We start from the raw sequence: 13,385 nt of genomic DNA, 5'->3' as shown, positions 1-13,385 counted from the left end.
TAAATGATTTGCATTGCTATCTATACACTGTTGTTCTGTATGAGTGTAATGTTGTGTTGCATAGTGTCTAAGTCAAATGATGTGTACAATAAGGTTTTAGCGTTCAATAATTTCTCAACGCAAGTAGTTGTACTTATAACAGCAATATCAATCATTCTGAATAATTTTTTTTTAATTGATATAGCATTGTTGTATGCTAGCGTTAGCTTTATATCAACTATAGCACTAATGAGATTAATGTTGTTTTGATAATTTATGATAGGATCCATTTTCATATTTTTAGGTATTTGTTTGATAATTATTTCAAATATAGGGGTGATCAGATTTCCTGATTTCTATACTAGGTTACATGCAGCAGGTATTACAGATTCTAGCGGTGCAACGTTATTGTTAATTGGTTTTGCTTTGCAGAATGGATTTTCAATCAATACTGTTAAAATAGTATTATTAATTTTTATAATATGGGTAGCTCACTCAACTAATAGCTATATTTTAGCGCGCACTCATTATAAAGTTAAGAAAAAAACTGTTAAAGAAGGCTAAGGTGTTAGAAATATTAAATGTAGTGTTACTTTTGTTGTTACTAACAGTTACGGTTTTTATAGTTTTCTCGCGACATTTAGTCGTAAGTGCTGTTCTAATGTGTGTATTTAGTTCACTGATTGCGCTTATATACTTAATTATGAATGCACCTGATGTTGCAATTACTGAAGCTTCTGTTGGTGCGGGGCTCAGTACAGTTTTTACGTTTGCAGCACTCTCCTTGATAAAGAATCATAAAGTAAATCTATCTCATAACCCTATAACGCTTTTTTTTATGTTATTTCTGGCTGTATGTTTGTCATATTTTATGATTCAATTGCCAGATTTTCGCAGCCACAATGCTCCGATCCACTTGCATGTTGCTCCTTATTATGTGGAAAATACCGAAAAAGCTACCGGTATTCCTAATATAGTGACAGCTATTTTGGCAAGCTTTCGTGGTTATGACACGTTTGGAGAAACTATAGTAGTTTTTACTGCTGCGCTTTGTATAACGTTGATATTAAAAGAAGAAAAAGAAAATGATTAAAGATCCGATATTAAATGCAGTAACATTTTTGATGATACCTTTTATCATTTTATTTGGTTTATACATACAATTTCACGGTGATTACACTCCGGGTGGAGGTTTTCAAGCAGGAATAATTATTGCCTCCGGGATAATATTATATTCAATGCTATTTGGTGTATCTACAACTCTAAAAGCAATACCTTATTCTGTAATTAGATTGACTAACGTGTTAGGTATTTTAATTTATGGAGGAACGGGCGTTGCAACAACTTTACTTGGCCAAAATTTTTTATCTTATGATATCTTGTTAACCAATAATAGAACCGGTCAAAAATTAGGTATTTTTTTGGTGGAATTAGGTGTAGCATTTACTGTCTGCTCCTCTATGTTAATTATATATATAAATTTTGCTCGTAGGAAAAAACAATGACTTTATATAATTATACGATTATTATTGTATTAATGGTGCTAGGTTTATATATTATTATAAACGATAAAAATTTAATCAAGAAAATGATAGGGGTAAGCGTCTTCCAAGCATCTGTTTTGTTATTTTACATATCTCTAGGATATATAAAAAGTTCCTTGCCTCCTATATTGGTTTCAAATTTTTATTCATATAGCAATCCTATACCCCATGTTTTAATGCTTACTGCTATAGTGGTTGGAATTGCAACATTTTCAGTTGGATTATCCATAGCAGTAAAAATGGAAGAAAAGTATGGAACAATTGATTAAGACAAGTGTACATAAATTAACAGTATCTTAAACTATATGAAGTAACAAATAGCCACAAGTTAAAAGTAAAATTATAGACTTGCTCGTTGTAAGTTTGTTTGTTAATAAGAAATAAAATTATAAACTATAAAGGTAATGATGTCAACTATTAATGATGCAGAAGATAAGAAAAAAATTATCAAAGATCTGGTAACTAAGAGTATAAAAAAGGGTGGTTTTATCACCTTTGATGATATAAATGATAAATTATCAGATGAAAATTTTTCGTCTGACTTTATAGATGATGCTATATCTTTATTGCAGGATTCCGGAATTAATGTGCTTGAAAGTAGCGAAGATGAAGAAGATATTCCTTCCAACAGTGATGATAGTAAACTTGATGATGATGACACATCGCCAAATGTTACTGCAACTTTAGTACAAAATGATGATCCAGTGAGGATTTATTTACAAGACATGAGCTCCGTAAAGCTTTTATCAAGGGCAGATGAAATCGAGATAGCAAAAAAAATTGAATCTGAAAAGCATAACATGTTACGTGCAATAATTGAAACATCAGTAACATTAAAGGTGATAAAAGTATGGTGTGATGATTTAAGTAATGGAGCTCTCTTACTGAGAGAAATTATAGATCTGGATGCAATTTATAACTCTGATTTTAATGTGGTACCCAAAGAAGAAAGTGAAGAGAGTGAAGAAAGTGCTGAAGATGTTGAGGATTCTGAGGATGTTTCTGAAGATGCTGAGTACTGTAGTGATGATGAGAAAGATAGTAAAAAAAGTGATGATGAGAAAGACGGTAATAATGAAGATATAAGTTCAGTCAATTTAAATGTTTCTATTCTTGAAATGGAAAGTGACTTATTGCCAAAGGTCATAGTTGCATTGGATGAGATAATTACTTTAACAAATGAAGCGTTGATATTAAGAAAAAATTCTAAAAATTTCTCTAATGAGCTAGAAAATTTGTATAATCAAATATGGTCTATAGCATTACAAATTAAGTTAAGTGATGCTGCTGTTGCCAGAATTACACAAGAACTTTATAAGATAAATAGATCCATTACGCTTGAAGAGGCTAATCTTATTGCTGAGGCTAGAAAATACGATATCGATAGAGAAAGTTTCTATAAAGTTTATGATGACGTGCTTTTAAAGCACGAATTGAAAAAGATAAGTCTTTTAAAGATCAATGAAAATCAGTCCTCTTTTACAGGTGAATTAAAAAACAAATTTTTAAGGTTTATAGACGATAACTCTGAACATATAGCTAGTACCTTGAACGGTATTAAGCAGCATATACAGGAAGATAACGTACAAGAATTTAAGGAGCTAATCAGGAGAATACAAAAACACGAACGAGAAGTCTCTGAAGCAAAGCAAGAGATGATTAAGGCTAACTTAAGGCTAGTAGTTTCCATTGCTAAGAAGTATTCAAAAAGAGGCCTTGATCTGCTTGATTTGATACAAGAAGGCAATATTGGTCTTATGAAGGCCGTGGATAAGTTTGATTACAAACGTGGATATAAATTTTCAACTTATGGCACTTGGTGGGTAAGACAATCAATCACTAGGGCAATACCTGAGCAGTCTAAAGTAGTTAGAATACCAGTTCATATGGTGGAAATTATCAGTAAAATCAACAGAGCATTAAGAAAGATGACTCATGAGATGGGAAGAGAGCCGACGTTAGAGGAATTGAGTGTAGAACTGACAATGCCACTGGAAAGAATACGCAAAGTTATGAAAATAGCAAGGGATCCAGTAAGTCTTGAAGCTCCAACAGGAAAAGATGATAGTAGTACCTTCGGTGATTGTATAGAAGATAAGCGAGTCTCCAGACCAGAGGATGCTGCAATACTTGCTGATTTGCGTGGCATTACAACCAATGTTCTTGCAACTTTAACACCAAAGGAAGAAAGAATTCTAAGAATGCGTTTTGGCCTTGGTAAAGATGGGAAGGAACATACCTTAGAAGAAGTAGGAAAAATTTTTAATGTAACACGTGAGAGAATTAGGCAAATAGAGGCAAAAGCACTGCGCAAGTTGAAACATCCAAGCCGCGCTAGAAAACTTAGAGGGTTCTTTTAAGTATACGTGTCAAGTTAAGAAGAAGCTGATTTTGCCCGGAAAAAGTGGAGAGCAAGTTAGGCCAAAGTTGTATAATTTCACCGCTATTTTTCTTTTTTTATGAATCTAGTGAAACAACATGCTAATCTACGGTAAATATTATGACAAACAAAAATGACAATTCTAATTCAAAGTATAGAAATTTTTATGTTCTGGGTGATAGTTTATCCGATAATGGCGCAATCATTGGAATTTTAAATAACTTATCCTTTGCAAAAAGCGTAAAGTTTGATGACCCTTTTTATCAAGGAGGATCTTTTAGCAATGGTCCTACTGCTGTTGAATATATAGCAAAATATTTAGATTTAGACGAATTTAAACCTGGGTGGAGTTATTCATTTTTTGGTAGATGCCACGAACAGCAAGGTCAAAACTATGCAGTTTCATGTGCAACAGCGTCTGAAATTTTTGACCCTATTTTTTCTTATTTCTTCAATAAATTTCGTTTAGCTAACCAGCTAGATGCGGTAATTAAACATCATCCAGATATAGGTAAAGAAGATTTATTTTGCATCATAATCGGCGTAAATGATGTTATGGTTGCCACTGCTTATGACGATACTAAAGCGGAAGAAGTGTTGGAACAAGCAGTGAGTGAAATATGTAATGCACTCAAGGTTCTAAATGAACATGGTGTTAAGCATGTAGTTGTTGCAAACGCACCTGAAGTTGGCTTAATACCAGCTTTTAATAGAGATGAAGAAGCAAGGGAACTAGCTACAAAGCTCACGGAGAGTTTCAATGCAAAATTGGCTAAAGGCTTAGATTATATGAAGAAAAGTACAAATCTTGAAATAAAAGCATTTGATCTTAACTCTAAAATGAAAAGTATGCTTAGCGAATACAAGAGCAAAGGTTTAAATTGTCAAGATGCATGCACATCGAACATTGCAGACCAAGTTGGGAGATTTAAAGAAAATATAAAAATACTCTTAAAGTTGATATTTAAAGGGGAACTTGACGTTCACTATAACCCTGGGTGTAGCAAAGAAACACTAAAGGATTATTTCTTTTCTGATTATTTCCATCCAACTGCGGAACTTCATCATGAAGTTGGTAATGAAGTGTATGAGTTGATTTGACACAGTTTTTTTGAACATATCCTTTTAAATAGTAACCAGACTGCATTCTGTGATTTTTAGCAAAACACGATCTTTCATTTGAGCTTTCTTCAATTTAAAATAAATACAGAAAATTGCTGCCTATAGCTAAACTGACTTAGATTTACCGACAATTTGAAAAACCGTCATCCCGCTACTATATAGTTATTGATATATATTTTCTTTTAAGCTCTTGGTTTTGATCGATAAATGTAATCATTTCATCTTCTAAAGTTTTAATTTGATTACGTAAAATTGCAAGAAGTTCCTCTATTTGTTTGATTATAGATGTATCATTTATAGCTCTTTCCATAAAAGTCCGGATGTGATAGGATAAGGATAGATGATGATAAGGAGGTTGAATGCCAGCAGCATATAGTTATGATTTAAGAAAAAAAGCAATGGAAGTGCTAGACGAAGGAGAAAGCAGAGAAACAGTGGCAGCAAGATTTAAGATTGGACAAACTACTTTATGGGAGTGGCAGCAAAGAAGAAAAGAAACAGGAGACTTTCAATCAAAAAAACTTGGAAATGGGGGTTACAATCACAAAATTACCGACTGGGATACCTTTGCCAAATTTGCCAGAGAACACGGAGGAAAGACTCTATCGGAAATGGCTAAACTTTGGAACAACGTTAGTATCCAAACGATCTATCGAGCCCTTAAAAAAATTGGATTTACGCGCAAAAAAAGACATATGGATACAAGGAAAGAAACGAAGAAAAACGTGCTGAATTTTTGAAAATTATAGCGACAAAAGAACCTAAAAACTTAGTGTATATAGATGAGTCTGGCATTGATAACACCGAAGACTACCCCTACGGATATTGCCAGAAAGGACAGCGGTTTTATGCCTTAAAATCTGGAAAGAAAACTCAACGAATCAGTATGGTTGCAGCCTTAAGTGGAAGAAAGATAGTTGTTCCGTTAACCTTTGAAGGCCGCTGTAATATGGATGTTTTTAATGGATGGTTTGAGCAATTTTTGACACCGATCTTGGAACCTGGACAGACTGTCATTCTTGACAATGCTACTTTTCATAAGTCTGATAAGATTATCGAGCTTGCTAAAGGGGTTGGTGCAGAAATTTTGTATCTGCCGCCTTATTCTCCAGATTTCAACAAAATTGAGCATCATTGGTTTGCTATAAAAAACAGAGCCAGGAAAAACATTCCTCTATTCGAATCCTTTCGTCGTGCTGTTGATTCTGCCTTCCTATGACCTGTTCGGACTATTATGAGAAATGCTATACCTGTTGGATTTGGGTTTTTTGTATTTTTGCTATTTCTACAAGTTGGTTTCTACGAGATAATTTTTGTTTCAAGCAATCAATATTACCATTACTAACTGTTAAAGGAGTAACACGCATATCTGTATTATTAATATAACGTGAGATGATACTGCAGTCTATTTTATCAGTTTTTGTAGTAATACCAAGGCTTTTAGCATAGTCTCTCCCACCTTGGTTGAATGACGTACACCTCAAAACCATTGCTTAGTAAAGTATAGGCACATAATTTTTCGTATCCACCAGTTGGCTCAAGACCAATTTTGGTTACATTATGCAAACGTAAAAAGTCCAGCATTTCATCAATGGATTGTACATTGTTTTCAAATATTTTATAATGCTCAAGTGGGTGAATGTGGAGATCTAATTTACTTTTGCTAACATCAATGCCAGCAATAATGTTTGATGAATTCATAATTCCTCCGTAATAATAACATATACTGCATTTTCCAGCCTTATATACGAGCCTAAAAGCTCAATCAGTTGTTCGGAACTTTCAGTATAATAAACCAGAGAAGAGAACCTTGCTGAACAACGATTCTTATAATCAAGGGGCGTGACGGTTCCTCTTCTCTGTGTGTCTTTAATATCACTACTTTGATATTTATAAAGACCTGTTCTTAACATATAAGGGAAGTGTCCTCTAGGTAAGATTGTGGAGTATTCGTTGTAGCATTTGGCTGTTCAATTACGCTAGTTGATTCTTTAGGTATACTATTTCCTTCAAAATTTCCATCTTTTTATTATGTTCTCTTTAGCATTTTGAGAGTGAATTATTCTAGTTTTGATATTTAAACGTTTTGTATTTGCTGTAATGATTTCACTTCCAATTTGCTATTCTTTACATATTGAATTGCAAGCACTAACGCTTTACTCCCAGAAGCTGTGGTACTGTAAGCTATATTTTGCAAAATAGCAGTTCTCCTGATATCTTTGCTATCTGAGACTGATTTCACACCTTTTGAAGTATTGATCACTAGATTTATTTTTCCATCTTTGAGCATATCAACTATGTGGGGTCTGCCTTCTCTCACTTTATTTACAGTTTGTGCAGCAATGCCATTATTATTCAGATAAGAAGCTGTACCTTTGGTTGCATATATTTCAAAACTCAGTTCTTTCAACATTCGTACAACAGGCAATATATACTCTTTATCATCATCTTTTACTGAAACCAGAGCTGCTCCTTCTGTTGGTAACTTGTATCCCGCAGCCATATGCACTTTTGCAAGTGCAGCTTCGAAAGATGAGTCAATTCCCATCACTTCTCCTGTTGATTTCATTTCAGGACCAAGTAGAATATCAATTCCCGAAAAGCGCGTGAATGGAAAAACAGCAGCTTTAACTGCAAAATGATTGAAAGGCTCGTTTTCCTGATTCAATTTTTTACCCAAAATAACTTGAGTGGCAAGTTTTGCAATAGGGATGTTAATTACTTTGGAAATAAAAGGAACTGTGCGACTAGCCCTTAGATTCACTTCAAGTATGTATACATCACTAGACCTCTTGCATAACTCGATTTCTGAAGGCAATTTTGTCGTCAAAGCTTGTCTGCGCTCCTCAAATACATTCGAGTATTCTGTGGTGCTCATCTGCATTTTTTCTAAAAATTTCTCATCACAAACAGGTTCTGCAAGAGGTCTATTCTCTTGAACAGCAAACTGAATGTTTATCAGACCTTTCACTTCTAGTGCAAGAGCTATTCTTTCAGTTTGTAGCTTAATCTCTTTTATTACTTCGTCACTCAATGTATTTGTCGGTATTGAGCATGTTGAATCACCAGAGTGGATACCAGCTTCTTCAATATGCTCCATGACCGCTGCAATGAAAACTTTTTCCCCATCACATACAGCATCAACGTCAACCTCAACTGCATTGACTAAAAATTTATCAAGAAGCAGCGAACCATGCTCAAAGATTTTAGTTTGATCTAAGACGTACTCTTTAAAGCTCTGAGTATCGTGTCTAATCGACATAGACTGACCGCCGAGAACATATGATGGCCTGACTACTAGTGGAAACCCCACCTTTTCTGCGTTGGTTAACGCTTCTTCTACTGAATGGCAGATAGAATTTTCAGGTTGTTTTAAATTAAGTTGCAAAGCAAGGTTTTTAAACCTCATGCGATCTTCTGCAAGGTCAATAGAATCAAACGAAGTTCCCAGAATTTTGAAACCTCTCTCGTTAAGCACTTTGGCTAACTTTAAAGGTGTTTGACCGCCTATTTGAACTATTACACCAACCAGTGTGCCATTTTCTTGCTCTTTACTTAGTATTTCAAGCACATCCTCTGCAATGAGTGGTGCAAAATATAAACGATCAGCGGTATCGTAGTCAGTTGAGACAGTTTCGGGATTACAGTTGATCATTATTGTTTCATACCCCATTTCTTTGGCGGCAGAAGCTGCATGTACGCATGCATAATCAAACTCAATACCTTGACCAATGCGATTTGGACCACTTCCTAAAATGACAACCTTTTCTCGGTCAGAAATATTCGCCTCACATTCGGTTTTATTTTCAACATCACCCTCATAGCAGCCATACATATAAGCAGTGCTCGATTCAAATTCAGCTGCACAGGTGTCTACGCGTTTATAAACTTGTTTAATGCCAAATTTTTTTCTTATTTCTTCGATTTGTTTTACTCGATCTCCAGCGTGTAACGCTGGCTGGATCCCAGTGTCACGCACTGGGATGACATTAGAGGGTACTGGAATGACAGAGGTAGGTCTATTACTTAACTTTGCTAATCTTGCATCTGAAAATCCCATTTTTTTCAGCTCTAACATTTCGTACGCAGTTCCAGGAAATCCATTTTCCTTGATTTTTTGTTCAGTTAATATAATTTGCTGTATATTTTGCAGAAACCATAAGTCATATCCTGTAATCGAATTTATTTCTTCTATGCTAATTCCGTGGCGCATTGCGTCAGCAGCAATCAGTAATCTGTTTGGTAGCAATTTTGCTAATTGAGATTTTACGTGATCAATATCAATGTTCTCAGGAAATACTTCATCAAGTCCTGTAAGATCAGTTTCAAGTGAACGAAAAGCTTTCTGCAGTGACTCATTAAAAGTGCGGCCTATAGACATTACTTCTCCCACTGATTTCATGGAGGTTGATAGTTCACAATTCGTTCCTTTAAATTTCTCAAACTCAAATCGAGGAATTTTAGTGACGATATAATCAATCACTGGTTCGAATGCTGCTGGTATTATTGGAGCACAGTCGTTACGTATTTCGTCGAGCGAATAGCCAATAGCAAGTTTAGTTACAACTTTTGCAATAGGATAGCCTGTTGCTTTCGAAGCAAGTGCAGAAGAGCGAGAAACCCTTGGATTCATCTCAATCACAACGAGGCTTCCATCTTCTTTAGGATTCACTGCAAATTGAACATTTGCACCACCGGCACTAACATCAATTTCTCTCAGCACTGCTATAGATGCATTTCTCATCTGTTGGTATTCTACGTCACGCAGAGTCAAAGCAGGAGCAACAGTTATGCTATCCCCAGTGTGCACTCCCATCGGATCAACATTTTCTATCGAACAGACTATTATGCAGTTATCTTTACAATCGCGGATAACTTCCATTTCATATTCTTTCCAGCCGATAATTGATTCATCTATCTGAACTTCATTTATTGGCGAAATTTTGAGAGCACTTTCTGCGATATTGAAAAACTCCTCTTTATTATATGCTATGCCACTACCTGCGCCACCAAGAGTGAATGATGAACGGATGATTGCTGGTAATCCAACGTAGTCCAAAGCCTTTTTTATTTGTTCTTGATTCTTTATAATGATACTTTTGGGGTATTTCAGTCCTATTCTATCCATGGACTGACGGAATAACTCTCTATCCTCTGCTTTTTTTATTGCTTCTCTATTTACCCCTATTAATTCTACATTGTATTTGTCTAACACTCCATCATCTGCAAGTTTTATTGCGCAATTGAGTGCTGTTTGCCCGCCCATTGTTGGCAATATTGCGTCTGGCCTCTCCTTAATTATAATTTTCTCTATGATTTCAGGCAGTACCGGCTCAATATAAGTTGCATCAGAGAATTCAGGATCTGTCATTATAGTTGCGGGGTTGGAGTTAACCAAAATGACTTTATAACCTTCACTTTTTAATACTTTACAGCTTTGCGTTCCAGAATAATCAAACTCGCATGCCTGACCTATAACTATTGGGCCTGCTCCTATTACTAATATAGATTCTATATCTGTGCGTTTCGGCATAATTACAATAACGGTCTCTATTCAAGTAATGTTACCAATCTTTCCTGTATATGTGAATTTTTATTAAACCTATTAGCTAATTACTTTTAGGCTTGACGCATAACTGTACGAACATTGCAATTTGCGTGGCAGATTCCAGTGCTTGACACACAGCTGTACAAACATTCATTTTTGAAGGTAAATTGCACAGCAAATGATGTCATTCAAGTAGCTGACACTGGTTCCTTTATGACGGCAGTGCCCAGAGGTGTCATCCCAGTCTGGGATCCAGAAAACTTAACTTTAAATAAGTGGCTGCATAATAAAGACTAGATTCCAGTGTCAAGCACTGGAATGACACCATAGAGGCACTGGGATGACATCCTTCCTAGTGGAGATTACTCTCAAATCACAATGTTCATACAGTTGTGGGCTTAACGGTATCTTTGCAGATACTATGGTAATTTATTCGGGAGATTTGCTGAGCGGTAAGATTTTTCCTGATATGCTGCAGTCTTCAGAAGCTAATTCCACAAATTTATCTGTTAGTTTATCAGGTGACACCAATTCAGATCCAGGAAATGCCTGCTCACTACCCACAGGTCCTTCCGTGTATACAGCATTTACACATAATTTTGTATGTTTTGTCTCAGATGCATATATCTGCACCATTATTTCTAGTGCAACTTTACTTGCAGCATACGGCATCCAATATGGATAAGAGGAAGGAGAAAGTGTCACTTCTGAGGTCATGAATATCGCTCTTCCAGCATTAGACTTTTTTAGCATTGGATCTAAGTTTTTTAGTAAGTACCAATTGGCAGTAAAATTTGTATTCATTACGTTCTGTAGCTCTTCAATCTCACAGTCATGAATGGGGTTCAGTTTGCCTAAAATTCCAGCACACGCAACTAATATATCAAGTGCTCCAGATTCTGATAATTTCAGGCTTTCTATCATGTTTGTCAGTATCTTTACATTCTCAAAGTCTAAAAGATCAAGCTGAATTAGTTTCACAGAGCCTTCTTTAAATTCTTCAAGCTCTTCAATTTCATTATATAGTGGCTTGAGATTATCAAGAGATCTTGAAATCAGAATCACACATGCACCTTCTCTTATAAACCTTTTTGCAACAGCAGAGCCTATTCCACCTGAAGCTCCGGTGATTAAAGCTACTTTACCTTCTAACTTACCCATTTCTTTCTCCTTAGCGAGATCCATTGAAATATTTTAGCTGAAAATTGAATTTTGCTCCATATATAAAAATCAAACTTAGCATATAAAAAAATAGTAATGACACTACCACACCACCTAAACTTCCATATATCAAATCCAGTTGGTCAAAGGAAGCTTTTAAGTATTGCTTAAAAGCTGAAGCAGAAATCGTCCAAAGAATAACAGCTACACAAGATCCAGGAAATACGTCTGATAAATTTTGTTTTATGTTTGGTAACATAAAATATAGCCAAGAGACTACTGTGAAAAGTACAAATTCAATAAGTAAATACCTAGTATAACTTAGCCCCTGATAGGAAAAATCAATTAGCATTGGTACTAGTGTAGAAAACACTATAGTTAGAGTTATAATAAGCGTGATTACTAAAAATTGTAATATACTTAGTACTCTTCTTAATATATAAGGCGGCGAAACCGGAACTTTATAGGCCTTATTGAGTATTGTTCTAAGCCCTTCAATTGTCGATGAAGCGGTCCAAACAGCACCTACAATTGCTAAAGTTAGTAAGCTTTGCGGCGGGCCTGATATTATCTCCCTAATACGCGGCATCAAAGATGATAAAATATCCTGTGGCATGTTATCAATGATAAATACCCAGCCAATGTTGTACTGGTCTAAAAAATTTGCGAATGTTGACGCCACAGCCATTAAAACGATGAGAAAAGGAAATATTGATAACAGAATTAAAAATGATAAATACCCTGCATGCTCCACTCCATCATTATGAATTGTGTCAATCAAAGCACGATAAAGGCAATAAACGATGCTGTAAAATTTCTGTAGCACTGTAATATAGACGAACCAAGAAAAGTATTCTAAATGAAATAAAGGATACTTTTAAGCAAAAAATCCTCACCATTTACTTAAATTTAATCAAAGTGAAGGATAATCCAGCATTAAATAGAAATTATCGGAGGCGTAATGAAAAATTTTCTTCTACTTGTGGCTTTAATTCTCTCCTTTGCATTTGATGCAAATGCTGCAAATACTTTTGTTGATAAAAATGATACAACATCATCGGTGATATGCAAGATAATAGGCTATACTCACGGCATAGGTGGACCGATGATCACAATAGTGATAATTGGTGCAGCTTTGCTTGCGATATTCGGCAGAATGCCATGGCCAGCGCTTTTTGCACTCGGTGCGTTCACTGCTGTGTTTTTTGGCGCTCCTGTAGTCGTTTCAAAAATAACACCAGGAGGTGTGATTTGTAAAGACGGTGCAGTAGCGGATAAGTAATAGAAATTATTGGAGGCACAAACGTAGTTTTCTTTACTTGAAAGTGGTCAAGCTGACCACTTTCAGTGTCTATGAATACCTAATAAATTCTCTTTCTGTAATCATATCAGTTAAAGTCTGGATTCCAGCGTCACGCGCTGGAATGACAAGGCTTATCGTCATGCCGCCGCATACCGTCATACCGCGATTCATTCGCGGTATCTCATCAGCTAACAAGCAGCGGAATAACAGTTGTCGTTTAGCTATGAATATTAAGAAATTTACCAAATGAAAAAAAAGGCAAAAGAAGCCCCGTGGTTGGCTAATTACTTACATTATACTTTCAAGTATGGCGTTTTTTTATTCTAAACGCTTAATAACCGCGATTCA

Annotated in this window: 17 protein-coding genes; 11 read left to right on the top strand and 6 right to left on the bottom strand. The window is 35.5% G+C overall.

Annotated elements, in window-relative coordinates:
* Positions 1 to 3 precede the first annotated feature (3 nt).
* From AAGD93_RS00585 to AAGD93_RS00555, 7 genes are all read left to right on the top strand, one after another.
* A complete protein-coding gene (locus AAGD93_RS00585; RefSeq protein ID WP_007548527.1) occupies positions 4 to 249 on the top strand; it encodes a monovalent cation/H+ antiporter complex subunit F in 246 nt (81 codons plus the stop codon).
* Between the two features lie 6 nt (positions 250 to 255).
* The gene (gene mnhG, locus AAGD93_RS00580) at positions 256 to 543 is read left to right on the top strand and encodes a monovalent cation/H(+) antiporter subunit G (RefSeq protein WP_341819536.1); all 288 of its coding nucleotides are present in this window, start codon (positions 256 to 258) and stop codon (positions 541 to 543) included.
* A 1-nt stretch (position 544) separates the two neighbouring features.
* Positions 545 to 1,072 (top strand): DUF4040 domain-containing protein, encoded by a 528-nt coding sequence (locus AAGD93_RS00575; protein ID WP_341819535.1) that lies wholly within the window; start codon positions 545 to 547, stop codon positions 1,070 to 1,072.
* Positions 1,065 to 1,484 (top strand): Na(+)/H(+) antiporter subunit B, encoded by a 420-nt coding sequence (locus tag AAGD93_RS00570; protein WP_006279705.1) that lies wholly within the window; start codon positions 1,065 to 1,067, stop codon positions 1,482 to 1,484. The genes AAGD93_RS00575 and AAGD93_RS00570 overlap by 8 nt, the downstream gene beginning before the upstream one ends.
* A complete protein-coding gene (locus AAGD93_RS00565) occupies positions 1,481 to 1,792 on the top strand; it encodes a cation:proton antiporter subunit C (RefSeq protein WP_006279706.1) in 312 nt (103 codons plus the stop codon). The genes AAGD93_RS00570 and AAGD93_RS00565 overlap by 4 nt, the downstream gene beginning before the upstream one ends.
* Positions 1,793 to 1,930: 138 nt before the next feature.
* Positions 1,931 to 3,883, top strand: coding sequence for an RNA polymerase sigma factor RpoD (gene rpoD / locus AAGD93_RS00560; protein ID WP_341819883.1), 1,953 nt, complete (start codon positions 1,931 to 1,933; stop codon positions 3,881 to 3,883).
* Between the two features lie 140 nt (positions 3,884 to 4,023).
* Positions 4,024 to 5,004 (top strand): SGNH/GDSL hydrolase family protein, encoded by a 981-nt coding sequence (locus AAGD93_RS00555; protein WP_341819534.1) that lies wholly within the window; start codon positions 4,024 to 4,026, stop codon positions 5,002 to 5,004.
* Between the two features lie 175 nt (positions 5,005 to 5,179).
* On the opposite strand, the gene AAGD93_RS00550 is transcribed toward AAGD93_RS00555, so the two are convergent.
* Positions 5,180 to 5,335, bottom strand: a complete 156-nt coding sequence (locus tag AAGD93_RS00550; RefSeq protein WP_341819533.1) for a hypothetical protein — start codon at positions 5,333 to 5,335, stop codon at positions 5,180 to 5,182.
* Positions 5,336 to 5,384: 49 nt separating this feature from the next.
* On the opposite strand from AAGD93_RS00550, the gene AAGD93_RS00545 reads away from it, so the two are divergent.
* Both AAGD93_RS00545 and AAGD93_RS00540 read left to right on the top strand, forming a co-directional pair.
* Positions 5,385 to 6,244 (top strand): IS630 family transposase gene (locus AAGD93_RS00545; RefSeq protein ID WP_341819111.1). Its coding sequence is split into 2 segments (ribosomal slippage): positions 5,385 to 5,709 and positions 5,709 to 6,244, totalling 861 coding nucleotides; the frame shifts between segments, so codons are not numbered across the junction.
* Positions 6,241 to 6,411, top strand: coding sequence for a hypothetical protein (locus tag AAGD93_RS00540; protein WP_341819532.1), 171 nt, complete (start codon positions 6,241 to 6,243; stop codon positions 6,409 to 6,411). The genes AAGD93_RS00545 and AAGD93_RS00540 overlap by 4 nt, the downstream gene beginning before the upstream one ends.
* 54 nt (positions 6,412 to 6,465) lie before the next feature.
* On the opposite strand, the gene AAGD93_RS00535 is transcribed toward AAGD93_RS00540, so the two are convergent.
* A complete protein-coding gene (locus AAGD93_RS00535) occupies positions 6,466 to 6,726 on the bottom strand; it encodes an IS110 family transposase (RefSeq protein WP_341819531.1) in 261 nt (86 codons plus the stop codon).
* Between the two features lie 376 nt (positions 6,727 to 7,102).
* Positions 7,103 to 10,558, bottom strand: coding sequence for a carbamoyl-phosphate synthase large subunit (carB, locus tag AAGD93_RS00530; RefSeq protein ID WP_341819530.1), 3,456 nt, complete (start codon positions 10,556 to 10,558; stop codon positions 7,103 to 7,105).
* 138 nt (positions 10,559 to 10,696) lie between these two features.
* On the opposite strand from carB, the gene AAGD93_RS00525 reads away from it, so the two are divergent.
* On the top strand, positions 10,697 to 10,870 hold the full coding sequence (locus AAGD93_RS00525) for a hypothetical protein (protein WP_167471214.1): 174 nt from the start codon (positions 10,697 to 10,699) through the stop codon (positions 10,868 to 10,870).
* A gap of 132 nt (positions 10,871 to 11,002) precedes the next feature.
* Here the strand turns inward: AAGD93_RS00525 and AAGD93_RS00520 are convergent, their stop codons facing one another.
* Entirely contained in the window at positions 11,003 to 11,758 is a 756-nt protein-coding gene (locus tag AAGD93_RS00520; RefSeq protein ID WP_006279711.1) for an SDR family oxidoreductase, read from the bottom strand.
* Entirely contained in the window at positions 11,745 to 12,560 is an 816-nt protein-coding gene (locus AAGD93_RS00515; RefSeq protein ID WP_006279712.1) for a YihY/virulence factor BrkB family protein, read from the bottom strand. The genes AAGD93_RS00520 and AAGD93_RS00515 overlap by 14 nt, the downstream gene beginning before the upstream one ends.
* A 135-nt stretch (positions 12,561 to 12,695) precedes the next feature.
* On the opposite strand from AAGD93_RS00515, the gene AAGD93_RS00510 reads away from it, so the two are divergent.
* On the top strand, positions 12,696 to 13,016 hold the full coding sequence (locus AAGD93_RS00510; protein ID WP_015589492.1) for a TrbC/VirB2 family protein: 321 nt from the start codon (positions 12,696 to 12,698) through the stop codon (positions 13,014 to 13,016).
* A gap of 69 nt (positions 13,017 to 13,085) precedes the next feature.
* Here the strand turns inward: AAGD93_RS00510 and AAGD93_RS00505 are convergent, their stop codons facing one another.
* Entirely contained in the window at positions 13,086 to 13,283 is a 198-nt protein-coding gene (locus AAGD93_RS00505) for a hypothetical protein (RefSeq protein ID WP_341819529.1), read from the bottom strand.
* Positions 13,284 to 13,385: the final 102 nt, after the last annotated feature.

It is taken from the genome of Wolbachia endosymbiont (group A) of Brachyopa scutellaris, assembly GCF_964026995.1.
Lineage (GTDB): Bacteria > Pseudomonadota > Alphaproteobacteria > Rickettsiales > Anaplasmataceae > Wolbachia > Wolbachia pipientis.
This window is presented reverse-complemented; position numbering and strand designations above follow the sequence as displayed.